The sequence below is a fragment of the Desulfotignum balticum DSM 7044 genome (assembly GCF_000421285.1).
In the GTDB taxonomy this organism is placed as follows: domain Bacteria; phylum Desulfobacterota; class Desulfobacteria; order Desulfobacterales; family Desulfobacteraceae; genus Desulfotignum; species Desulfotignum balticum.
Window position 1 is genome coordinate 4771863 of sequence record NZ_ATWO01000001.1, and the last position, 25419, is coordinate 4797281.

The 25419-nt window shown below is 54.7% G+C and carries 17 protein-coding genes; 12 read left to right on the forward strand and 5 right to left on the reverse strand.

Going from position 1 to position 25419, the window contains the following annotated elements:
• Positions 1–15: 15 nt before the first annotated feature.
• Complete coding sequence (locus K365_RS0123800; protein ID WP_169432987.1) at positions 16–1131, reverse strand: GGDEF domain-containing protein; 1116 nt, start codon at positions 1129–1131, stop codon at positions 16–18.
• A 601-nt stretch (positions 1132–1732) separates the two neighbouring features.
• Here K365_RS0123800 and speD point away from each other — a divergent pair.
• Entirely contained in the window at positions 1733–2569 is an 837-nt protein-coding gene (gene speD, locus K365_RS29210; RefSeq protein ID WP_034625247.1) for an adenosylmethionine decarboxylase, read from the forward strand.
• 97 nt (positions 2570–2666) lie between these two features.
• Positions 2667–3533: a spermidine synthase gene (gene speE / locus K365_RS0123815; protein ID WP_024336634.1), complete on the forward strand. Its 867-nt coding sequence runs from the start codon at positions 2667–2669 to the stop codon at positions 3531–3533.
• Here the strand turns inward: speE and K365_RS0123820 are convergent.
• Positions 3528–5105 carry a glycerol-3-phosphate dehydrogenase/oxidase gene (locus tag K365_RS0123820; protein WP_024336635.1) on the reverse strand — a complete coding sequence of 526 codons (1578 nt, stop codon included), beginning with the start codon at positions 5103–5105 and terminating at the stop codon, positions 3528–3530. The two genes, speE and K365_RS0123820, sit on opposite strands and share 6 nt — an antisense overlap.
• Positions 5106–5215: 110 nt before the next feature.
• Between K365_RS0123820 and K365_RS0123830 the strand changes: the two genes are divergently transcribed.
• The 8 genes from K365_RS0123830 (at position 5216) to K365_RS0123865 (ending at position 17291) form a co-directional block, all read left to right on the forward strand.
• A complete protein-coding gene (locus tag K365_RS0123830) occupies positions 5216–7135 on the forward strand; it encodes an aldehyde ferredoxin oxidoreductase family protein (protein WP_169432988.1) in 1920 nt (639 codons plus the stop codon).
• A gap of 23 nt (positions 7136–7158) precedes the next feature.
• On the forward strand, positions 7159–8628 hold the full coding sequence (locus K365_RS0123835; RefSeq protein ID WP_024336637.1) for a trimethylamine methyltransferase family protein: 1470 nt from the start codon (positions 7159–7161) through the stop codon (positions 8626–8628).
• A gap of 145 nt (positions 8629–8773) precedes the next feature.
• Complete coding sequence (locus tag K365_RS0123840; protein ID WP_006968730.1) at positions 8774–10417, forward strand: ABC transporter substrate-binding protein; 1644 nt, start codon at positions 8774–8776, stop codon at positions 10415–10417.
• A 70-nt stretch (positions 10418–10487) separates the two neighbouring features.
• On the forward strand, positions 10488–11786 hold the full coding sequence (locus tag K365_RS0123845) for an ABC transporter permease (protein WP_024336638.1): 1299 nt from the start codon (positions 10488–10490) through the stop codon (positions 11784–11786).
• Positions 11779–12696 (forward strand): ABC transporter permease, encoded by a 918-nt coding sequence (locus K365_RS0123850; RefSeq protein WP_006968732.1) that lies wholly within the window; start codon positions 11779–11781, stop codon positions 12694–12696. The genes K365_RS0123845 and K365_RS0123850 overlap by 8 nt, the downstream gene beginning before the upstream one ends.
• Before the next feature lie 51 nt (positions 12697–12747).
• Entirely contained in the window at positions 12748–14910 is a 2163-nt protein-coding gene (locus tag K365_RS0123855; protein WP_024336639.1) for a dipeptide ABC transporter ATP-binding protein, read from the forward strand.
• 17 nt (positions 14911–14927) lie between these two features.
• Positions 14928–16055 carry a pyridoxal-phosphate-dependent aminotransferase family protein gene (locus tag K365_RS0123860; protein ID WP_024336640.1) on the forward strand — a complete coding sequence of 376 codons (1128 nt, stop codon included), beginning with the start codon at positions 14928–14930 and terminating at the stop codon, positions 16053–16055.
• Between the two features lie 30 nt (positions 16056–16085).
• Complete coding sequence (locus K365_RS0123865) at positions 16086–17291, forward strand: MFS transporter (RefSeq protein ID WP_024336641.1); 1206 nt, start codon at positions 16086–16088, stop codon at positions 17289–17291.
• Here the strand turns inward: K365_RS0123865 and K365_RS0123870 are convergent.
• Positions 17254–17520, reverse strand: a complete 267-nt coding sequence (locus tag K365_RS0123870; RefSeq protein ID WP_006968736.1) for a DksA/TraR family C4-type zinc finger protein — start codon at positions 17518–17520, stop codon at positions 17254–17256. The two genes, K365_RS0123865 and K365_RS0123870, sit on opposite strands and share 38 nt — an antisense overlap.
• A gap of 159 nt (positions 17521–17679) precedes the next feature.
• On the opposite strand from K365_RS0123870, the gene K365_RS0123875 reads away from it, so the two are divergent.
• Positions 17680–18756: a DNA-methyltransferase gene (locus tag K365_RS0123875; RefSeq protein ID WP_024336642.1), complete on the forward strand. Its 1077-nt coding sequence runs from the start codon at positions 17680–17682 to the stop codon at positions 18754–18756.
• A gap of 40 nt (positions 18757–18796) precedes the next feature.
• Positions 18797–20686 carry a sensor histidine kinase gene (locus tag K365_RS0123880; RefSeq protein ID WP_024336643.1) on the forward strand — a complete coding sequence of 630 codons (1890 nt, stop codon included), beginning with the start codon at positions 18797–18799 and terminating at the stop codon, positions 20684–20686.
• A 4-nt stretch (positions 20687–20690) separates the two neighbouring features.
• On the opposite strand, the gene K365_RS0123885 is transcribed toward K365_RS0123880, so the two are convergent.
• Together K365_RS0123885 and K365_RS0123890 are read right to left on the reverse strand one after the other, a co-directional pair.
• On the reverse strand, positions 20691–24377 hold the full coding sequence (locus K365_RS0123885; RefSeq protein WP_024336644.1) for a pyruvate carboxylase: 3687 nt from the start codon (positions 24375–24377) through the stop codon (positions 20691–20693).
• A gap of 22 nt (positions 24378–24399) precedes the next feature.
• Positions 24400–25164: a biotin--[acetyl-CoA-carboxylase] ligase gene (locus K365_RS0123890; RefSeq protein WP_084490012.1), complete on the reverse strand. Its 765-nt coding sequence runs from the start codon at positions 25162–25164 to the stop codon at positions 24400–24402.
• Between the last annotated feature and the right edge of the window lie 255 nt (positions 25165–25419).

Genomic DNA, 25419 nt, shown 5'->3' on the forward strand with positions numbered 1-25419 from the left:
CAGGAAGTCTTTTTTTTACTGCATATCCACCATAATTTTGTTCCGGCCGGCATTCTTGGCCTCATACATGGCGTTGTCGGCCCGGGTGAGGAGCACATCCCGGTCCATATCCGGTGCCGGAATGCAGGAGGTGACCCCCTGGCTGATGGTGGTCTGAATTTTTTCTTTGTTGTATTCCAGCACGGCGGTTTCAATTTTTTTACCTAAGCGCTGGGCCAGTTCACGGGTATGTTCAGCATCCCTGTCCGGCAGAAGAACCACAAACTCCTCGCCTCCATACCGGGCCACCAAATCGGTTTCCCGTTGAAACACCTGCTGTATCAGCCGGCTGATGAGTTTCAGATATTCATCCCCTGCCGGATGGCCATGGGTGTCATTGACCTTTTTAAAATGATCGATATCGCATATCAACAGAGTCAACGGACTTTTTCTCCGGCTGCACAGCCCCCATTCCCGTTCAAACAGCTCATCAAAATACCGGCGGTTGTATAATCCGGTCAATACATCCGTCCGGCTGGTGATTTCAAGTTCCCGGGTTTTTTCCTCCAGCAGATATTCATTTTCCAGCGCGTTCCAGTATTCATGGTTGCCCCGCAAGGAGATCAACACCAGGTAGATGGAATACAGGATCATGGCAATGCCCAGAGAGGGGGCATCCCCGCCAATGAACACGGCGGCAATCGCAGGCACCAGCATCAGAAAATTATAGGAGACGGCCAGATACAGCACCGGCATAAAAGATATCACACCCCCGGCACAGAACCCCACCGTGCAGATGATCATCAGCAGATGGATGGTCCGTTCGTCACTGTACAGCAGAAAAATTGCAGACCCCACCCCCCATGCCAGGGCGGTCGACAGAATACTGACAACAAAGACGGCTTTGTGCCATGTGTCGTGACGCCGGGTGTCCGGCGTTTTTTTTGAAATATGGACATGGACCAGACGAAACAGACAGATAAGGGTAAAAATACTTAAAAAGATCAGGCTGGGCGTTAAATGTCGCAGAATATACCCGTCCGTGAAAAACAGGACCGGCGGCACCAGCATATAAAAAAACACCCCGGATGTGGACCTTTTTTGCAGGTCATTGACCACTCTTCTGCTCAGCCGCTGTCGTTGAAACGCCATTTTCATAAACTCTTTTAAAGGTGAATATGTCCGGCTAATCTCAGGTCTGTCCAGACTGACCGCTGCCTTATATACCAGTGTGCAATAGAAAATCAAATATTTTTTTATTTTCCACGTAATAATACTTTTCAATTTGAAAAAAATCCTGTAAAAGGGTGTGTTTTATCGGAGAAGCACGGACCCTATTCAAACGTATGGTCTGTCGGCAATAACCCAAACTTGAAGGTTTTATGCATTTAAAATATAAAATCACATGGTTATTCGAAGAATCGTATATTCAAAGAACAAGCGGGGATATGTCGCTTGTTCCGCAGTCACGGGAATTGCAGCTGATGCCGGGGGGGTAGGACGTATATTGTCTTTAGCACAAACGCTTTTTTTCTTTAACTCACACGTCTCTATTCCTTTTTTCCATCATCCGCATATTTCCGGCAACCCTGTTTTAAAAAAACCAATGGCCTGATTTGGGGTTGACGAATTTTATTTCAATCTTCCAGATCAGAACACTGAACAAAAATCTGATTTAAAATCAATTGCGGGCATGTTTCTGCATCATGCAGCCTGCCCCGGATGCGTATTAACATTTTTGGAGACAACACCCATGCTGAACAAAAACCTTAAAATGACCGGTGATGTCCAGGACAATAATTTTTTTGCCCTGGGACGGCAGGTGACCATTGAATACTATGAATGCGGCGCCACAGCCTTTCTGGATGCGGACCGTGTTGAAAACGCCCTGCTGAAAGCGGCAAAGGACAGCAATGCCACCATCATCAGCTCTTCGTTCCATCAATTTGAGCCCCAGGGCGTCAGCGGTGTGGTGGTGATCGCGGAATCCCATTTCACCATCCACGCCTGGCCGGAACATGACTATGCGGCCGTGGACATTTTCACCTGTGGTGACAATATCAACCTGGAAGCCGCCATTACCTCCATGAAAGAATCGTTTGAATCAAAAAATGTGCTGATCTCTTCGGATCAGAACCGGGGAATTATCTCCAAGCCCTTTGCGCAACAGAACATTGGACAGACCCTGAAACATTCAAACACCCACCCCATTTCCTGGAAAAAGGATTATGAGCAGAAAAACCCCTGGGGGGTTCTGTCTTCCATCGATATCTATGACAGTGATCCGGACATCATCCGGGATGCCGACAAAATCAAACAGTTTGTGCATGAACTGTGTGACAAAATCGAAATGAAACGGTTCGGCGAATGCCAGGTGGTCCATTTTGGTGAAGATGAGCGGGTGGAAGGATTCAGCATGACCCAGCTGATTGAAACCTCCCTGATTTCCGGCCATTTTGCCAATGCCGACAACACCGTTTACCTGGATGTGTTCAGCTGCAAATATTACGACCCCCGGGAGGTGGCGGAGTTTGCCATGTCCTTTTTCAAGGGCGGCCACTACAAAATGCAGCTGGCGTTACGTCAGTAATTCAGATCTCCCGCCGATCCGGAAACCGATACCTTTGCACCGGTTTCCGGGCAAGCGCGGGCAGACTTGATACCTGTGTGCAACAAGGAGTTAAAAAATGAAACATACCCGACATGTCAAAGACGGCTGGTTTTATGAAACCTGCCCCATGTGGCCCGGCATGGCCCTGTCCCTTGAAATCGAAAACATTCTGTATGATGAAAAAAGCCAGTTCCAGCATATCCAGGTGTTTGAGACCCAAAATCATGGAAAAATGCTGGCCCTGGACGGCATCATTCAATTGACCCAGTTCGACGAATTCAGTTACCAGGAGATGCTGGCCCATGTTCCGCTGTTTGCCCATCCCAATCCTGAAACCATACTGGTGATCGGCGGGGGAGACGGCGGCATTTTGCGGGAGGCGGGCCGCCATGCCTGTGTCACAACCATGGATTTCTGTGAAATCGATGACATGGTGATCCACGTGTCCAAACAGTTTTTACCGGATCTGGCCTGTGGATTTGACGACCCCCGGGTGAACGTTTTCATCGGAGACGGGGCCGCGTTTGTCAGGGAAAAAACCGGCGTGTATGACGTGATCATTGTGGATTCGTCCGATCCCATCGGCCCCGGAGAGGTGCTGTTCAAAAAACCGTTTTACGAGAGCCTGAAAAATGCGCTCAAGCCCGGGGGTATTATCGCCACCCAGGGGGAATCCATTTTTCTTCACAAGGACTGTGTCATCAACCTGGCGAAAATCACCCGGGACCTGTTTGACCGGCAGGCCTATGCCAGCTTTATGGTGCCCACCTACCCCGGCGGCAACATCGGTATCTGCCTGGGGTCACTGGGACCGGACCTGACCCGGCCGGCAAGAAAAATCGATCCCGGGATCCAAAAACAATTGAAATACTATTCCCCGGAAATTCACAAAGCCGCCTTTGTCCTGCCTTATTTTGCCCGAAAAATGCTTGAGCACCTATGATCCAGGTACTGGAGAACCCTTCAGGTAATTTTTTGCCAGTCTGACAAAGGAATCGATCTGGCGGGTTTTCCAGCGCCCATCATATCCCAAGGCCCGGGCCATCAACCTTGCCACTTCCGGCGCCATGTCCATGGCGGCCATGGCATCCAGCACCAGGGCCCGGCTGCGGCGGGCCAGAAAATCCTCCACCGTCCGGGCCATCTCCTTTTGCACGGCCCAGATCACCTCTGCTTTCAAATAGGGCAGGTCCGGATGCAGTTTTTCCCCCAGACCGGGATCCGTGCGGATCATTTTTTTGAGATGAATGGCATCTGACCCGTAATAATGAAGGGGATCGGTTTGGTCAAAATGCTTGAGCCACCCGTGAATCCGCAGCTTTTTGGTCACACATTCCCGCTCGTCCAGCCCGGCCACCAGCAGGGCCTGGTTCACGGTATCTTCCGCCATCTTCCGGTAGGTGGTCCATTTGCCGCCCGTGATGGTCACCAGGCCGGATTCGGAAACCAGCAGATAGTGATCCCGGGAAATAGCCGCCGTGTCATGTTCCTTCCCCGTGCTCACCAGGGGACGCAGCCCGGCAAACACACTTTTGATGTCCCCGGGTCCGGGATCCTTGGACAGATAGCGGGCCGCGTGCGTCAAAATGAAGTCAATTTCCTCTTCCAGGGGGCAGGGTTCGAGAGAAATCCGGGACACGGGTGTGTCCGTGGTTCCCACCAGGGCCCGGTCATGCCATGGCACCACAAACAGAACCCGGCCGTCCGATGTCTGGGGAACCATGATGGCCGAGTCTCCGGGTAAAAATGCCTTGTCCAGCACCAGATGTATCCCCTGACTGGCGGCAATGACCGGTTTTGCTTCAGGATTTTCCATCTCAAGGATCGTGTCGGTGAACACGCCGGTGGCATTCACCACCACCCTGGCATGGATCTCATGGGAAAGACCGGTTTCCTTGTCCGTGGCCACAACCCCGCCGATCATTTTTCCGGCCCGGGTGAATTTAATGACTTTCATGTAATTGACCGGGGTGCCACCCCAGTCCGTCATGGTCTGTGCCAGGTTCACGGCCAGCCGGGCATCATCAAACTGGCCGTCGTGATATTCCACCCCGCCCCGCAGTTTTTCCGGCTCCAGCGTGGGAATCCGTTCCAGGGTCTCTTTTCTGGACAGGTGCCGGGACGGGCCTAAGCCAAGTTTACCGGCCAGCATGTCATACACTTTCAAGCCGGCCCCGTAGAACGGATCGTCCCACCACTCATAGCTGGGAACAATGAATGCCTGGTTGGTCACCAGGTGCGGCGCGTTTTGGATAAGCAGTCCCCGTTCATGCAGGGCTTCGAGTACCAATGAGATATTTCCCTGGCGCAGGTATCGGACCCCGCCGTGGATCAGTTTGGTGGAACGGCTGGAGGTGCCTTTGGCAAAATCATGCTGTTCCAGCAGCAGGGTCTTATACCCCCGGGACGCGGCATCTACACCGACCCCTAAGCCCGTGGCCCCGCCGCCGATGACGATCATGTCCCAGTATCCCTCAAAATTTTTAATGGCCTCAATGGCTTTTTCTCGATTCATATGCATCTCCCGGCATCAGTTTATGATGATCCGGAAACGGATGCAAGCGTTGAAAAAATCAGGCAGAAACGATTTGATCTTAACACGTTAAAATGATACAAGTTTTATTTATGAATACCCTAGCAGGCAGCGCCCTTCCCAAGGACACACACGACAACCGGACACAAAACGCCATGATCCCGTTCAACCGTTTCGGAAAGCTTTTGATGGTAGACCTGACCCGGCGGATATGCCGGCGGGATGACTGCCCGGATGACGCGCTGCCGTTTCTGGGGGGCAGAGGATTCAATGCCTGGTATTTGTATCGCCACCTGAAACCCGGTATCGATCCTTTAGGGCCGGAGAACCGGCTGCTGTTTTCCGCAGGCCTGCTCACCGGTTCCGCAGCCCCGTGCAGCGCCCGGCTCCATGTGAATGCATTATCCCCGCTGACCGGGATTCTGGGCAGTGCCAACATCGGCGGATATGTCGGTGCCTGGCTGCGGTCCTGCAACCTGGCATCCATTGTCATCCGGGGTGCATCCCCTGAGCCGGTCTATCTGTATGTGGATGAAACCTCCGCCAGACTGATGCCGGCCGAAGATCTGTGGGGACTGGATGTGTTTGCCGTCCAGGACCGGCTCCGGCAAATCCATGCACCTGAAAAAGTCCGAATCCTGACCATCGGGCCGGGAGGTGAAAATCAGGTCCGGTTTGCCGCCATCATGACGGAAAAAGACCATGCCGCCGGCCGCACGGGTTTGGGCGCAGTCATGGGGGCCAAGCATCTGAAAGCGGTTGTGATTGCCAAAGGGTCCCACAAACATTTGCCGGCCGACACCCCCCCCAAAAAACAGGCCGTGAAAACATATGTCAATCTGGTGAAAACCGCCCCGGAATTTTCATTCTTCTCCAAATATGGCGGAGCCGGTTATCTGTCATGGGTCAATGAGTTCGGTATCATGGGTGCCAAAAATTACACAGAAATCGGGGTGCCTGACATCTCCTCCATTGACGGACGCAACCTGGCAAAGCAGATCGTCCGGTCGTCCGGGTGCGCCAAGTGTCCGGTCCAGTGCAAGGCCGATCTGGTGATGGATCCGGCAAAACCGGAAGAGATGTCCACCCGGCCGGAATTCGAACCGGTCATCAATTTCGGTCCCAAATGCGGACTGTCGGACATGGCAGCCATTATCCGGCTGGACAACCTGTGCAACCGGCTGGGCGTGGACACCACATCCACGGCATCGGTGATTGCATTTGCCATGGACCTGAACGAGAAAGGGTTGATGCCGGACACACTCAAACAGGACCTGGATCTGTCCTGGGGCCATGCCCAAACCATGGAAATCCTGATTCACCGGATTGTCGACGGCACCACCCCGCTGGGCCGGATGCTGTCCAAAGGGGTCCGGCAGGCCGCAAAACAGATCGGGGGAAAGGCGGCCGCTCACGCAGCCCACGTCAGAGGCCTGGAACTGACCGCCTACCACCCCAACGCCATCATGGGAACGGCCTTAGGGTATGCCGTGTCCAGCCGGGGCGGGGATTACAACAATGTGTATGCCTCCCTGGAATACAGCTGGTCCAAGGAACAGGCCATCAAGGAGTTCGGAACCGCCCTGGCCGTGGATATCCATGCCACTAAGGCCAAAGGCCGGCTGATCCGCAAAGCCGTGGTCACCAATATTCTGGTGGATACGATAGGGCTTTGCAAAGTCCCGGTCCTCTCTTTGCTGAAATCGTTCAACCTGGAACCGGAAATCGTTCTGGTCAATACCCTGGCAGATACCCATGTCTCATTGAAACAATTGACGGATACGGGCCTGGCAATCGCGGCCATGGAAAGGCGTTTCAATCTGCGCCACACTGAAACCCCCATATCAGATAATCTCCCGGACATGTTTTTTTCACGAAATGACAACCCTTCCGGGCTGACCAGAACATCGTTCACCGCCATGCTGGCTGAATTTTATCAGGCCATGGGGTGGGATGAAAACGGGGTGCCGCCGGACCCGGATGCCATGAAAAAAACAGAACCAATGATGTAAACATACTTTTGAAAGGAACGCGCGTGATTCAATCCTCCACTACCAGAAGCCGGGCCGTGAGCATGCGGATTCTGACCGACGATCAGATCTGGGAAATCAAACAGGCGGCATTTGATATTATTGAAAAAGTCGGATTCAAATGCCGGCACGACGGAGTCAAAAAGATGATGACCCAGGCCGGGGCCTGGGTCAGAGACGATACCATCAAAATCCCCAAATACATCGTCCAGGGATCTGTGGCCACGGCCCCCAAAGGATGGACCATTTATGACCGGAACGGCCAAAGGGCCCTGGAAGTGGAAGGAGAAAAAAGCCACTACGGCACCTCCACGGCCAGCCCCAACCACCGGGATCCCTTTACCGGAGAGATCCGGCCCACCAGCATCAATGACATTGCCCTGGGGGCCAAAGTCGCGGATGCCCTGGCACACATCGACTTTGTCATGCCCATGGGCTCCTCCCAGGATGTGCCGGGCGCGGCCGCGGAAGTTCACGAAATTCCGGCCCTGTTTGCCAACACCGTCAAACCGGCTGCGTTTATCGGGTACTCGCCGTTGGGATGCGAATATGTGTATGAAATGGCGGCCGTGATCGCCGGCGGTCAGGACAAATTGCGGGAAAAACCGTTTCTCATCCTCTACCCGGAAGCCATTGCCCCGCTGTTTTTTCCCGATGACGTGGTGGACCGGATTCTGATTGCAGCCGACCGGTTCATGCCTCAACTGCCCGGTTCCACGGTGTCCGCCGGTGCCACGGGCCCGGTCACTCTGGCCGGCATGCTGGTGCAGATCACGGCCGAGGCCCTGATCCATATCACCATTGCCCAGCTGCGAAAACCCGGGTGTCCCGTGGCCATGAGCGGCAATGTGGGAATCCTGGACATGAAAACTGCGCTCATGACCATGGGAGCCCCGGAAAACAGCTTAGGCATCGCAGCCCAGGCGGAAATCGCCAAATCGTTTGACCTGCCCACCTGGGGCCTGGCCGGTGCCACAGACGCCAAATGCCTGGATGCCCAGGCCGGCCTGGAAGGCGCGTTTTCCATTCTGGCCCAGGGACTGTCCGGCCTGAACCTGATCCATGATGTGGGATACATGGCTTCGGGCATGGCCTGTTCTTTAGAACAGCTGGTCATGGGCAACGAGATTGCAGGCATGACCAAGCGGTTTGTGGAAGGCATCACCGTCACCAAAGACACCCTGGCCAGACAGATCATCGAAGATGTCGGCCCGGGCGGGCATTTCATCACCCAGAAACATACACTGGCCCATTTCAAGCAGGAACTGTCTGTTTCAAAGCTGCTCAACCGCCAGACCATCGATGCCTGGAAAAATTCCGGCTGTCCCACCATGGACCAGCGGGTCCAGGAAGAAATCCGGTCTATCATGGAAACCCACAAACCGGATCCGCTGAGTGACAAGGTAATGGCGGAGCTGGACCGGCTCAAAAAAGAAGGGGAAAAAGAAATTCTGGCAAAACGGGAAAAAGGATAGGTTTTTATTTTTCTAAAAAAATTGATTCAAAAATTTGCATTAATCTGGAAGACATGTAATAAAAGGAAATTAAGCAAAAGAAAGAGATCCCGTCGCTTGTATGGAATGACAAGCATCATCGATTAAGACAAATAAGGAGGTAAGCATGGAAAAAAGAATTCATCCGGCCGTGCACGACTTAAAAAGTGACATGGAAAAAGGCAAACTTTCCCGAAGAGAATTTCTCAGATACTCCACATTGCTGGGGGTATCTGCTTTCACTGCCACCCAGATGGCCGGTCTTTCCTGGACCGCCAAAGCCTTTGCCGGAAACGTCAAACGCGGCGGTACCCTGAAAGTGGCGACCGCTTTGCAGAAAATCGCCCATCCTGCCACTTATTCCTGGATTGCCGCATCCAATGTCACCCGTCAGGTGGCGGAATATCTGACCCTGACCGACGGCAAAAACATCACCCATCCCTATCTGCTGAAAAACTGGGAAGCCAGTGATGACCTGAAAACCTGGACCCTGAACCTCAGACAAGGGGTCACGTTCAACAATGGGGATACGTTCAATGCCGATGACGTCATCTTCACCTTGAACCAGTGGCTGGACGAAAGCGTGGGTTCCTCCATGAAAGGGCTTGTGGACGGTTATCTGAGCAGCAACAATATCGAGAAGGTCAATGACTATCAAATCATACTGCACCTGAAAGTGCCCACCATCTCCATTCCCGAGGACTTTTTTCAGTATCCGGCCCAGGTGCTGAATCACCGGACCTTTGAAGGCGATTTCCTCAAAGCGCCCCATGGCACCGGCCCCTATACCCTGGAAACCTACCGGGAAGGCGAACTGGCCGTGGTCAAGGCCCGGTCCGACTACTGGCAGAAAGGTGTGGACGGCAAACCCCTGCCATACCTGGATGAAATGCAGTTTTTGGACATGGGCACGGAAACCGCCCCCATGATTTCGGCCATCAAGAGCGAAGACATCGATTTCATCGATCTGTCCGATATCGGCGGCACCGACATTTTCCGGGCCCTCAAAGATGATCCGGAAATCAACATCCTGGCGGCCCCCACGGCCTCGGCCCGGGTGTTGCGCATGCGGGTGGATCTTAAACCATGGGACAATGAAAAGGTCCGCCTGGCCATGAGAAAATGCCATAACCATGAAAAAATCCTGGCACTGGCCTACATGGGACAGGGACTGGAAGGACAGGACTTCCATGTGTACCAGCTGCACCCGGAATACTGTGAAATGCCCATTCCGGCATATGATCCTGCAGCGTCCAAAAAGCTGCTGGCCGAAGCCGGATATCCCGATGGGCTGGAAGTCAACCTGGCAGTGGGTTCCGGATGGCCGGATGTGGTCCGGTATGCAGAAATCCTCAAACAGGATGCCATGCCCGGCGGATTCAAGATCAATTTACAAACCATGCCCAACAGCCAGTACTGGGAAAAATGGACGGAAGTGGATTTCGGCATCACCCCCTGGACCCATCGGCCTTTGGGCACCATGGTCCTGAACCTGGCCTACAAGGCGGACGCGGACGGAAAGCCCGCGGCCTGGAACGAGACCCGGTGGGTGGACAAGGAATTTTCCGAGATCCTGGAAAAAGCCAATGGCACCCTGGATGTGGACGAACGCAGAAAACTGTTCTGCAAACTCCAGAAAATCCAGTATGACCGGGGTTCCATCGGCATCGGCTACTGGCGGGCCGTCTGGATGGTCTCCAGAAGCAATGTCAAAGGGCTGGAAGCCCATCCCAATGGATTCATGCTGTTCAACGATGTGTCTTTAGCCTAGATCAAAAACCTGTGTCGCCCGTGCGCATCCTTCTGCGTACGGGCACCCTTAAAATAAGGACAGGGATTTTATGATTGTTTTTATACTCCGCCGTTTTTTTCTGCTGCTGCTGACCATGATTCTGGTGTCTCTGGCCGTTTTCATCATTGCAGAATCCTCTCCCGGAAATATCGCCAAAAATGTGCTCGGAGCCTTTATCTCCCCGGAACAGGAAGCCGCATTCATTCGCCAGAACGGCCTGGACCAGCCCATGTATGTCCGGTATCTGCACTGGATCGCGGGCAATGACTGGGTGGCTAAAAAGAAAATCGGTATGCCCCTGAAACGGATTACCACGGAAGAAGGGTTTGAAGAATGGTGGGCCGTCAAAGAGGACGGATCATTGATCCGCTGGAAAGTGGACGGAGAAGACCTGGTGGCCATCAACATCACACCGGACGGTGAAAAAACCGAATATGTGGACAATGACCGATGGAAAACCATTGAAGACGGCAAACAGGAATTCTGGGGAATTGACCGCCAGAATCATGCCGTCCGCTGGGTCAAGGGTGAAACCGAAACCATGTTTGTGTTTGTCATGGGCAAGGGGTGGATGGAAAGTTCCGGGGGCCCCAAAGACTATATTCCGTTGAAAAAAGGATTTGTCAGAGGGGATCCGGGTATTTCCTTTCGCACGGGCCGGCCCGTGAACAAAAGCCTGTGGACCCGATTGCGCAACTCCGTGGTCCTGGCAGGGACCGCTTTTGTCATTGTCATGCCCCTGGCCCTGCTGTTGGGTCTCATTGCCGGACTCCAGGAAGGGTCTCTCAAGGACCGGGTTTTGTCCGTGGGGGGTATGATGTTTTCCGTGGTGCCCGAATTTGCCACGGGTATTTTTCTGACCCTGATCTTTTCCGTGTGGCTGGGGTGGCTGCCGGGTGCGGCGGTTTTAGGCACCTCCGCCCCCTGGGAAAAACCCATGATGCTGATTTTGCCGGTTTTGACCCTCACGCTGATCGAACTGGGGTATATCCTGCGTATCACCCGGGCTTCCATGGTGGAGGTCATGAAAGCGCCTTATATCCGAACCGCGTTTCTCAAAGGACTGCCCTACAAACAGGTGGTGTTCAAACATGCCGTGAAAAACGCGCTTATCGCCCCCATCACCGTGATCATGCTCCATGTCAACTGGCTGCTGGGGGGGATCGTGATTGTGGAGGTGGTGTTCGGATACCCGGGACTGGGGGCCTATCTGCTGGAATCAGCGCTGTATAAAGATTTCAACGCCCTGGAAGCCGGTGCCATGATCATGGTCCTGGTGGCCGTCGGCACCCAGTTGGTGGCCGATATCATCTATACCTTTTTGAATCCGAGGATACGGTATGCCTGAAACAGCTGAAACCCAAACTACAAAAAAAACCAAAAAAGTACAGCTCAAGGATATGTTCGCCATCCTGTTCAGTTCCAAAATCGCCATGGTGGGACTGGTCATTGTCCTGTTCTGGGTGTTTGTGGCCCTGTTTGCCCCGTTTCTCACCCCGTACACCCCCTTTGAACAGGACTGGAAAGCCCCCAACCAGGGGCCGTCCGCCGAACATATCCTGGGCACGGACGAGCTGGGAAGGGACCTGTGGACCCGGCTGATCTACGGCGCCCGGGTGGTACTGGTGGTGCTGCCGGTATCGGAAAACATCTCTCTGCCCGGGGGTACGGCCATCTGGGGGGTGGTGGTGGCCCTGATGATCGGTGCCACTTTGGGATTGATCGGCGGCTATAAGGGCGGATGGATCGATGAACTGGTCATGCGGCTTTTAGATGCCATGATGGCCATCCCGGTCATCCTGCTCTATTTGATCATCGTGGTGGCCATCGGGGCATCCGCCGTCAACGTGGTCATTGCCATTTCCATTGTGGGGGTGCCGGGCATTGCCCGGCTGGTCAGAAGCCTGACCCTGGACATCAAAACCAGAGAATATATAAGGGCCGCGGAAACCCGGGGGGAAAGTGCCTGGTTCATCATGTTTGTGGAAATTCTGCCCAATACCCGAGGACCCATCATCATCGATGCCATGCTCAGGATCGGGTATGCCATCTTTGCCATGGGAACCCTGGGATTTTTAGGCCTGGGCATGCCGCCGCCATCACCGGACTGGGGCTCCATGGTTGCCAAAGGACGGGCGTTTATCCTGACAGGCAACCCGTATGCGGCCCTGTGGCCGTCCCTTGCCATCGCTTCGCTGGTGGTGGGGCTCAACCTGCTGGCAGACGGGATTCGTGAAGAATCCATGAGATATCAGTAACCCTTGGCCCGGCAGCCCCTGCTGCCGGGCTCTGACAACGAAAGCGATCCTATGGAACAGACATCAGATATACCGGTACTGGAGGTCAAGGACCTGGCCATTTCCTATCAGACCCGAAAACAATTGGTTCCTGCGGTCAGGGGTGTCAATTTCACCGTCAGACAGGGACAGACTGTGGGAGTGGTGGGGGAATCCGGATGCGGCAAAAGCACCATCGCCTTCGGCATTCTCGACTTTTTAGGGTCCAACGGCAAAGTGGTGGGAGGCAGCATCAAATTCATGGGCAAAGAAATGGTAGGCACGCCCAAGTCCGAGCTGCGCAAAATCCGGGGCAACAACATCTCCATGGTATACCAGGATCCCATGCAGGCGTTAAACCCGTCTTTGACCATCGGCACCCAGCTGACAGAAGTGCTCACGGCCCACACGGACATGCGCGAAAAAGAGGCCTGGGACCGGTGTATCGCCATGCTGGAACGAGTCTATATGCCGGATGCCGCCAATGTGATGAACCGGTATGTCCATATGATCTCCGGGGGCCAGCAGCAGCGGGTGGTGATCGCCATGGCGTTGCTCAACAACCCGTCGCTGCTGATCATGGACGAACCCACCACGGCCCTGGACGTGACCGTGGAAGCCGCCGTCCTGGACCTGGTCGAAGATCTGAAAAAAGATTTCAACACCGGCATTATTTTCATCACCCATAACTTAGGCGTGGTGGCCAAGGTGAGTGAGCGGCTGTGCGTCATGTATGCCGGCGAAATGGTGGAGCAGGGTCCCATTGAAAAACTGTTTGCCAACCCGGCCCATCCCTACACCCGGGGGTTGCTGTGCTGTGTCCCCCGGCTGGGGGACAGCCTGTCCAACAACCGGCTGTGGTCCATTCGGGGGCGGGTCCCGGATCCGGCGGAAAGGGATCTGGATGCCTGTATTTTCGCTCCCCGGTGTGACTGGCGCATTGAAGGCCGTCACCTGGAAGACAAAAGCCTGACCGCTGACTGTACCTTCCGGCATCCGGAGCTGGTTTCCATTGCCGACGATCACGTGTCCCGGTGCTTTCTGGGCAGAGAAACCCTGAAAGTCCCTTATGACGACTATGCCCGGGGACAGCGCGGGGCCGTGGTTCAAATCGAAGGGGATGACGATTTTTCCTCTATGGACACGTTGCTCAACATTCGCAACATGAAGCTGTGGTATCCGGAACAGAACCCGTCTCTGAAGGCCATTCTGGGTCTGGAGAAAAAATCCCATGTCAAGGCCGTGGACGATGTGTCGCTGAAGGTTCTCAAAGGCACCACCCTGGGCATTGTGGGGGAATCCGGCTGCGGCAAGAGCACCCTGGTCAAGGGCATCATCGGCCTGGAGGAACTGACGGACGGCGGCGTGGAACTCATGGGCATCGATCTGAACCTGCCGGCCCAGAAACGGGATCTGTCATTGATCCGGGAACTGCAGATGGTGTTCCAGAACCCGGATTCCACCCTGAATCCCTCCTACACCATCGGGGCCCAGATCGGCCGGCCCATCCAGAAGTTCAAAACCGTGCCCCGGAAAAAAGTGCGCAAGGAAGTGGAACGGCTGTTGCGGGCCGTCAAACTGGATGCCTATTATTATGAGCGGTATCCCCGGCAGCTGTCCGGCGGGGAAAAACAGCGGGTCGGCATTGCCAGGGCCCTGGCCAGCCGGCCGTCTCTGGTCATCTGCGATGAACCCGTATCGGCCCTGGATGTGTCCGTGGCTGCGGCTGTTTTGAACCTGCTCAATGAAATCAAGGAAGACATGGGGTCCACCATGATCTTCATTGCCCATGATTTGAGCGTGGTGCGGTTTATTTCCGATTTTGTGGCCGTGATGTATCTGGGAGAAATCGTGGAGTTCGGGCCGGTGGCCTCCATTTATCCGCCCCCGTATCACCCGTATTCCGAAGCATTGCTGTCTTCGGTTCCCATTCCCGATCCCACAGCCAAGCGCCAGTCCATTATTTTGTCCGGAGATGTGCCCAGCCCCACCAACCGGCCGTCCGGCTGCTGTTTCCATACCCGGTGCCCCAGAAAATCGGTGCTGCCGGAAAACGGTAAAATCTGTGAACAGGAAAAACCCCGGTTTCAAAGGCTGCCCAACGGGCACAAGATCCTGTGCCATATTCCGGCGGACAAACTGACGGAACTGGCCATGGAACGGGGAGATCAACGCATGATGCTGCCCACGGGCTGATTAAAAGGATTTTTGTCATGAACGATCTGTTGCAAACCATTGAGCCGGTTACCCTCATGGGTCCCGGTCCGTCCTGTGTGGACGCTTCCGTGCTGGCGGCCCTTTCAAAACCCACTTTAGGGCACCTGGATCCGTATTTCATAAAAATCATGGATACCATCAAGCAGCAGCTCAAAACCGTGCTGCACACCCGAAACGAGCTGACCCTTCCCATTTCCGGAACCGGCTCCGCCGGCATGGAATGCTGTTTTGTGAACCTCATTGAAAAAAATGATCCCGTCCTGATCCTGATCAACGGGGTGTTCGGCCGGCGCATGCAGGATGTGGCCACCCGGCTGGGGGCAAAGGTGGATACCCTGGAATTTGACTGGGGTACCCCGGTGATTGTGGATGTGGTACAGAAAGAATTGTCGAAAAAATCCTACAAACTGGTGGCCGTGGTCCATGCGGAAACTTCCACCGGGGTGCTGAATCCGGTGCCCGGTATCGGGGCCCTGCTCAAAGACAAAGACACCCTGTTTCTGGTGGATGCCGTGACCAGTCTGGGCGGGATGGAAATTCTCATGGACGACTGGGGGATCGATGTGTTTTACAGCGGCACCCAGAAATGTCTGTCCTGTCCCCCGGGCCTGTCACCCGTGTCTTTTTCTCCGGCCGCTGTGGCAGCGCTCCAGGCCCGGAAAACCAAAGTTCCCAACTGGTACCTGGACTTAAGCCTGATCATGAACTACTGGGAAGGGGCCACCCGGGCCTATCACCATACTGCGCCGGTCAACATGCTGTACGGGCTTTACCAGGCCCTTTGCCTGATCCTTGATGAAGGGGAATCCCACGTGTTTGAACGGCACATGGCAGCCCACCTTCAACTGGTCCGGGAACTGGACCTTTTGGGCCTGCGTATGCAGGTGGATGCCTCCTGCCGCCTGCCCATGCTCAATGCCGTCTGTATCCCGGAAGGGGTGGATGATGCAGAAATCAGAACCCGGCTTCTCAGCGAATATAAAATCGAGATCGGTGGAGGATTAGGGCCTCTGGCCGGCAAAATCTGGCGTATCGGCCTGATGGGACACACGGCCCGGCCGGAAAATGTGGACAAACTGATACAGGCCCTGGCAGCGGTTCTGCCGGACCGCACCGGCAATTAACGTGATCCGCACAATCCGGCGTCCTCTTTTATGCGCTATCTGATCCTTGTTTCTGCTGTGATCATGCAGATGTGCCTGGGTGCCACCTATTCCTGGAGCGTTTATGTCCAGCCCCTCAGAGATATCACCGGCCTGGCCCAGGGGCCGGTTCAGGGGCCGTTTACCGTGTTTTATTTTGTTTTTCCTTTCACCATGATGCTTGCCGGCGGGTGGCTGCCGAGAATCGGTCCCCGAATCAGCGCCATGGCCGGAGGATTGCTGTTCGGCGGCGGCTGGATCCTGGCCGGACTGGGCAGTCATCACTTTTTTTTCACCATTCTGGGGATCGGAGGTCTGGCCGGCATTGGCGCCGGCATGGCCTATATCGTGCCCATTGCCGTGTGTATCCGGTGGTTTCCAAAATCCAAAGGCCTTGTCACCGGCATTGCCGTGGCCGGATTCGGAGGCGGGGCCGCGCTGGTGAGCCAGGCCGGCGGTTTTCTGATCACACGTCTGGGGTATACCCCGTTTCAGACATTTTTTGTGTTCGGCATCCTGTTTTTATGTCTGGTGGGGGTGGCCGGCAGTGTGATGCGGTTTCCCGCGTCTGAAACAAAAACCGCCACCCGGTCATGGCTTCGGCCGGGACAGGTGCTGGGGCATGCCAATTTCAAATTACTGTATCTGGCCATGTTCATGGGACTGGCTGCGGGATTTGCCGTGAACGCCAACCTCAAGGAAATTTTTCACAATACCGGCGATACGGCCCAGATCGGTATCACAGCAGTGTCGTTGTTTGCCCTGGCCAATGCCGCCGGCCGGGTAATCTGGGGGATGATTTTTGACCGGATTTCGGCTGCGTCCGCCATCCAGGCCAACCTGATCTGCCAGGCACTTGTGTTGGCAGCAACCCCGCTTCTGGCCGTATCGGTTCCCGGATTCTGGGCGTTTGCCCTGTTCACGGGATTCAATTATGGCGGGGTTCTGGTGATTTATGTGTCCAGTGCGGCCAGAAGCTGGGGATCTGAGCATGTTTCCCGGGTTTACGGCTGGCTGTTCACCGCCAATATCCCGGCGGCATTGTCTCCGATCCTGGCCGGGTTTATGTTTGACAGGTTCCATGATTTCACCCCGGCCCTGGGCGGGCTGGCGCTGCTGCTGGCGGTCACGGCGGTTCTGATCCGGTACCAGACCAAACGGATCAATGACCGGATTACCCCTATTTCAGCTGACTGTCCTTGCTGCCCCGGCGGTTGAACAAACGGACCCCGGAGTCGTTTTTCTCCATTTCCGATTGACAATGGACACACAGTCTGACTCCGGGAAGGGCCTTTCTCCGGGCCTCGGGGATCTTCTCTTCGCACACGTCGCAATGGGTTCTGCTTTCACCACGGCCCAGCCGATCTCTGGCCTGTTTGACCGCATCCGCCACACTGGCATCGATCTGTTCCTGAACCGCCCCGTCTCTTGCCCATCCGACTGCCATGCCTTACTCCTGTTTCTGTCGATTTTCACCAATTGACTTAAGTCAATATAATCACCCCCTCACCCATTTGCAAGCAGATCCGGCCATATCATGGGCACAGTAAAAAACGGCCGCAAGTTTATTGATTTACATTCCCACGGGAACATGGTAGAAAATCTTATGAAAACAGTCCATTCCATACATTTCGCAGATGCCCGCCGCATGACACAACTGGCAGACAACAGTATCGATCTGATGGTAACCTCCCCGCCTTATCCCATGATCGAGATGTGGGATAATCTGTTTCAAAAATTGGATTCCAGTGTCAAAAAATGTCTGTCCAGACGGGACGGCCCGGCCGCGTTCGAAGCCATGCACCGGCTCCTGGACCCGGTGTGGCAGGAAAGCTTCCGGGTGCTTAAGCCCGGCGGATTTGCCTGTATCAATATCGGAGATGCCACCCGGACCATTGACGACCATTTCGCCCTGTACACCAACCATGCAAGAATCCTGTCCGCCGCCACACAGATTGGATTCACCAGCCTGCCCTGCATCATCTGGCGCAAGCAGACCAATGCCCCCAACAAGTTCATGGGATCGGGCATGCTCCCGGCCGGGGCTTATGTCACCCTGGAACATGAATATATCCTGATTTTACGAAAAAACGGCAGGCGGGAATTCAAAACCGCAGAAGACAAACAGCGGCGCAGAGAAAGCGCGATTTTCTGGGAAGAGCGCAACCACTGGTTTTCCGATGTATGGTTTGACCTCAAAGGCACGACCCAGACCCTGGCCGATGCCCGGGAAAGAAAACGCAGCGCCGCCTTTCCCTTTGAGCTGGCATACCGCCTGATCAACATGTTTTCTCTCCTGACCGACCCGGTGCTGGACCCGTTCATGGGTACGGGGACCACCATGGCCGCTGCCATGGCCGCGGGCCGGTGCAGTGTGGGGTATGAAGCGGACAAAAACCTGATCCCCGCGGTTCACAAAACGGTCCGGGGTGTGATGCTGCCCACGGATCAGGCCGCAGCCAGGCGGCTGATTCAGCACCAGACCTTTGTGGAACAACGCTTGGCAGCGGACAAGCCGTTGAAATATATCAATGAACCCTATGGATTCCCCGTGGTTACCAACCAGGAGCGATGGTTACGCCTGCATGTGCCTGCCGATCTGATTCAAGCGGATGAAACCCGGTTTCAGGTCACCCACGATATGGCCCCAATGCCATTCAAATACAACCTGTTTGACAACTGACACAATGACTGGAACATAACCGGACAAAGGGGCAAGAAAAATGGTATCACCGGCATCGGAAAAATCGGTCCGGCAGATGTACAAGGAAACCCGGCTGGCCCAGAAACGCCTGGACACCCTGCTCCGGTTCCTGCCGGATCCCGTGTTTGCCTTTACCTTGAACAATACCGTTGAATATGTCAACCCGGCCTTTGAGCGGGTGTTTGGATGGAAATTGACAGAGATCCGGGGAAAAAACATCCCTTTTGTCCCGGATCACCTGCTGGAACAGGCCAGACAGGGCATGAAGCAGCTGTATGAAAACCGCACGGTCATGGATTTTGAAACCCAGCGGTACACCCGGGACGGCCGGCTGCTGGACATTCTGATCAACGGGGCCATTCTGTACGATGAAGATGACACCCCCATGGGCCAGGTTTTGATTTTACGGGATATTACCTTTGAAAAACGCATGGCCAAAACCAACCGGATCATGTTTGACATCTCCAATGCCCTGCACACCTATCACAAGCTCGGGGACCTGGTGACCATCATCACGGCGGAAATCCAGAAGCTGGTGAACGTGGAAGGGGCGTTCATCCTGCTGGCGGACAGAAAAACCGATGAGCTGTATTTTTTCTCCGCCCGGTTCAAGGATGCGGCATCCGGCAACAAATTCAAGAAACTCCGGTTTCCGGCGGACCAGGGAGTGTCCGGCCATGTCTTTAAGACCGGCAAACCCCTGCTGATCCCGGATATCTCCCAATGTGATTTTTACCTGCGCCGGGTGGACGAGGAAACTGATCTGGTGGCCCAAAACATGCTGTCCGTGCCCATCAAGCTCAAGGACCGGGTCATCGGTGTGGTATCGGTGGTGAACAAACTTCAGGGCCAGTTCGACGACACGGACACGGATCAGCTGATGATGGTGGCCAGCACCGTGGCCCTGCCCATTGAAAACACCCGGATCCATGAAGAGCTGGAGCAGTCCTACACAGATCTGAAAATCCTCAATCAGGCCAAAGACAAGGTGATCAATCATCTGGCCCATGAGCTCAAGACCCCGGTATCCGTGGTGGATGCCGCCATGAAACTCTTAGAAAAAAAATTGGCGGCCAAAGGAATCCGGGACGAGAAAATCGAAACCATCATCGGCCGGGCCCGGCGGAACCTGCGGCGAATCCTGAATATTCAGTTTGAAGTGGAAGACCTGCTCAAGAAAAAACAGTTCACTGCCTTTCATATCCTCACCCGGCTCATTGATGCCTGCGTGGATGAACTGGCCCTGCTCACCGAGATCCAGGCCCAAGACGAGACCCGGACCGGAAACGCGGATATGATGACCGGGGTGCGCCAGGCCGTGGAGAAAATTTTCGGACCCCATCGCCTGACCCGGCAGACCATTCATCTGGATCAATACATGGCCCGGCACTTAGAGCGCCTGGCTCCGGATTTTGCTTTTCGCCGTCTCACGCTGGAAACCGGTCTGGAAAAAACGCACCTTGTGCACATGCCTGAAGAGATCCTGGATATTATTGTCACGGGCCTGGTCCGAAATGCCGTGGAATACACACCGGACGGTGGAAAAATCCAAATTCAAGTGTTCTCCAAAAACAACCGTCCCACCCTGGTCATCCAGGATTACGGCATCGGGTTTACCCCGGAAAAACTGCGCCTGATTTTTGAAAACTATTTTACCCCGCCGGATTCATCCGAATACACCACCAAGCAGCCTTTTGAATTCAATGCCGGGGGCCGGGGGTTTGATCTGCTGCGCATCAAACTGTTTTCAGAACGGTATAATTTTACCCTGGACATTGACGCTACCCGGTGCCGGTTCATTCCGGCCGACATGGACACCTGTCCCGGTGACATCCGGCGCTGCCGGTTTTGCACAACGCCGGATGACTGTCTGAATTCCGGAGCCACCACGGTTACGCTGATATTTTAGCGTTTCAGATTTTTTTACCGCACTGGGGGCAGAATTTGTACGCTTTGTCCGCCACGGGTGTATCACAGGCCGCACATTTTCGGGGCACCGGCCCCAGCTTTACCAGCAGTTCTCCTTTTTTCACAGGCACCATTTTTTTGTCGAATTTGTAATCCGCGGTTTTAAGAACACTTTCAACAATGCCTTCCACCGGGGACACCACGGCTTTTTCCTGTTTCATGATGGTGATGTTGAACAGCTCTTCCCCGGCCTTGACCACATCCCCGGGTTTGACATACATGATCCACAGATCTCCGTTGGACGGGGCCGCCGCATGGTACGGGTTGTTCGGGTCGGCCATCTGCATGGTATCGGCCCCGGGTCCCGCGGCATCCGCTACCTTGACCGTGTGGATGAACACCTCGGCATCCAGGGTGTACCGCACCACAGCCATGCCTTTGTCATCCGGGGACTCAATGCCCAGAATTTTCATGGCATGGGGTTTGCCTTCCGTATCGGTGAAAAACAGTTCCCGGCCCGGCACCAGGCCTTCAAACCAGACATCCAGGGGCACCCGGTTGGGATTGCCGAATTCCTGACGGAACAGAATGGTTTTCAAGGCGTCTCCGGGGTGGTTGAGATACATGACCAGCTCTTCGGGTGTGGCGATGCGGTTGATCTGTTTTTCCAGGGCCTGTTTTTCCGATTCAATATCTATGGATGGCAGCCCGTCCAGGGGAGAGGATTCCGTTCGGTCAGACAATGCCTTGGCACTGTTTTTTCCAAACGCACTTTCATACACCCAGTCCGGGGGAAATCCCAGGGGCAGGCGCCCGAATTTCCCCAGCAGCAGGTTTTTAAAGGCATCGTTGCTGTCTTTATACAGCACCTGCCGTTCTTCTTTCAACGTATCATCCATCTCATCTTCCGGCGTGGAAATCACGGCATCCAGTATCCACAGCAGATGATCGACTTCTTCTTCACCCCCCCGCTGATACGCACTGGTCACGGCCAGAAATGCGGTGTTCCAGGTAATCTGGGAGCCGGGTGTGACATCGTGATATTTGATGATCTGCCGGGTGCCGGCCAGAAATTTAAGCATCTGGGGCAGCAGATGGATGTATCCCTGTTTCATGGCCCCTTCCTGGGAAGAGGAGGTGGCCCCGCCGGGCATGCCGTGGTGAATCACGTCATGATCGATGCCCTGGAAAAAAGGCGCCGTGTACCGGTCATACCAGGGCATGATCTGTTTGAGCACAAAATTGCTGTGACGGATCATATCCTTGTTCAGACGGATTTTCAGCCCCAGCTCTTCTTCCATGTAGGCAGCCGTGGACAAGACCTCGCCCTGGCCGTACCAGCGCACGGCCGCACCGATGGCCGTGTCCACGATATGGGCACCGGCTTTGGCCGCGGCCCCCACGGCCGGGACAAACAATCCGTCCGTGCAGTGGCGGTGATAATGAAGCACTAGATCCGGATACTGTTTGCGGATCGCTGTCACCAACGCGGTAATGAACCGGGGCGGGCACACCCCGGCCATGTCCTTGAGACCCAGAATAAACAGGGAACAGGCTTTTTGGGCGGATACGCCGGCCACATCCGCGGCCTGCCGGATAATTTCCGCCACCACCCCCATGTAATGATTCACATCAAACCCTTTGGCCCAGGACAAAGACACGGCCGGCTGCCACACATTGCCCCGGGAGTTCATCACCACCTCGGCCAGGGGCCGCATATTATCGATATGATTAAGGAAATCAAAACACCGCACAATGTCATGGTGCTCGCAGATGAATTCACTGGTGAACTGCATCAGATTCCCTGGCTGGGGTTTGTACCCCAGCAGATTGGTGGATCGCACCAGAATCTGCTTGGGCGTCAGGGGCGCGAACTGGTCCCACATTCTGGCTTCATTGAACGGATAGGTCATGTTGGCCATCATGGCCACATGAAAATGGGCCCCGCCCCCGTTTTCCAGGGAGAAAAATCCGCACCGGTCCAGATACGGCCCCATGAGTTTGTCTTCGGCCAGGCGGAACCGGTTTCCGGAGTTGGACTGGGTGATATCCCGGGCCGTGGTGTCTGAAAAATGAACGATCCCGGAATCCCGGACATAATCGATCAAAGCCTGACGATCGCCCCGGGGATAAGGCCCGGACGCCGGAAGCGGGGGCAGGGCCGGCAGCACCGGGTTGAACGCTCCCACCCGCTTGTCAGACACACCCCGGTAGTCGGACAGCTGGACATGGGGATTGTATCCCATGGCAGAAATATCCGCGATGAGCCGTGACAGGCGCAACGCTTCGGATTCGCTGTCCTGATACCGCATCAGTCCCGGGGTTTTCTCCACAAACCGGGTGTCATACTCACCGGATCTGAACACGGGATCCGCAATAATTTTCAGGTGAAACGGGATGGTGGTTTTCAGCCCGCCGATCACATATTCCTTTAACGCCCGGTTCATCACCGCCAGGGTCTTTTCCCATGAATCACCATGGGCAATGAGCAACGAGGCGGCCGAGTCATAGTTGGAGGGAAATTCATACCCGCCGGCAATACAGGAATCCAGCCGGACCCCGGGGCCTCCCGGCGAGATATACCGCACAATATGGCCGGCATTGGGGGCAAAATCGTTTCTGGGGTCTTCGCAGTTGATGCGCACCTGAAGGGCATGGGCCACGGGCCGGGTTTTTTCTTGCGTGAACCGCAAAGTGGACCCGAATGCCACGGCAATTTGTTCCTCCACCAGGTCGATGCCGTACCGGCACTCCGTGATCCCGTGCTCCACCTGGAGCCGGGTGTTCACCTCGATGAGATACGGATTCTGGTGTTCATCCACCAGGAACTCCACCGTGGCAAGGGAATAATAGCCCACGGCCGCCACCAGGGCTTTGGCATAATCTTTAAGCCGTTGCCGCAGTTCTTCGGTCATCTTCGGCCAGGGGGACGGGGTGATCTCCACCAGTTTCTGGTGATTCCGCTGGACCGTGCAGTCCCGTTCGTCAAAAGCAAATACATTGCCGTGCTGGTCCGCAATAACTTGAATTTCAATGTGCCGCACCGAGGTGAGCAGTTTTTCCACATAAATTCTGGGATTGCCGAAAGAGGCCTGGGCCAGGACCGCAGCCTTGGAAAACGCGGTTTCCAGCTGGTCCATGTCATAGATTTCATAGATGCCCCGGCCCCCGCCGCCGCCCTCGGCCTTGAGCATGACCGGCAGTCCCATCTCCAGGGCGATCTCCCGGGCTTCGGCCACCTCCACGGCGTCCAGAGAACCCGGAACCACAGGCACATCCAATTTCCGGGCCAGTTCTCTGACCTTTACCTTGTTGCCCAGAAGGGTCATGGGTTCCGTGGGCGGACCGATGAACAAGATCCCTTTTTCCGCGCATTTTTTCGGAAAACCGGCATCTTCGGAAGCAAATCCCCATCCCGGATGCACGGCCACCACATCCTGTTCTTTGGCCAGTTTCAAAATATGGTCGATATCCAGGTATGCCCGGGGATTTTCCCCTAAAAGCATCAGTTCCTGGGCACCGGAGGTAAAGGGGGCGGTTTTGTCCACATCGGTCACGGTGAGAACCGGAACCGCCATGAGTTCTTCGCGGATGGAACGGATAATCCGCCGGGCTGTGATGCCTCGGTTGGCTACCAGGATTTTTTTTCCCTTGATCTCCCTGACCACCTGTTCAAATGTTTTTGCTTCCATATCATGCTCCTTGATACATCAATCATGTCACCCTGGGGGTAACGGTTCCCGAACGGATGTGAACAATGCCTTTATTTGTTCTGACCTCAAGGCGCCCCTGGTCATCCACCCCCAGAACAATGGCGGGACCATCAAAAATTTTGGTATGTTCCAGCACGACCGGTTCATTTTTCCATGCCAGAGCGGTATTCACTTCCCGAACGACGGCGGCCGGGTCTGCTGTCAACGCAGAGAACCGATCCAAAATGTTTTTCAGAAAACACCGCCATATGTCAAAAAGGGATAAGTTTACATCAGAAATGTTCAAACATCCAGCCGGAAGATGAAAAAAATTCTCCATCACACTGTTTTCAGGGGCGTTCCGGATATTCATACCGATCCCGGCCATGAAAACACCCTGTTTTTCTTCAATCAATATTCCCCCGGCCTTGCGGTCATTGACCAGGATATCATTGGGCCATTTGATGCAGGCCGGAATATCGATGTCTGCCAGTGCCCGGATCAGGGGCAGGGCCGTGGCCATGGACAGCAGCGGGCCTAAGTTTTCAGCCGTATCCGGCAGCCGCAGGGTGACGGCCAGGCTGCCGGGTTCGGACACCCAGACCCGGCCCTGCCGTCCCTTGGCCCGGGTCTGGGCATGGGCCAGAATCCAGGCATATTCGGGAAACCGGTTCCGGTTGTGCAGGTGCCATGCCAGATTCATGGTTGACTCACATACCGGAACGACAAATCCTGAACAGCCGCAGCAATGGGCCGGCATCAGACCGGGGATACCCAAATCCATCATTGACCTGTCAGGGCGGTACAAAAAACCGTCACCATATCATTTTTTCTTCTGATGGTCTTTTCCCAATGACCGTTCCTTTTTGTCTGACTCAATGCGTGGAAAATATTATATATATCACATTCCTGATTTTCAGTCCAAATCCTGTTTCATGTCAATAAAAAAACAGGGTGCTTTTTCCTTCCGATGGGGGTCTCTGGTAAATTTAATTGACAATTTCAATTGTTTCCGTAAAATAACCGAATCGACCGCTAACAG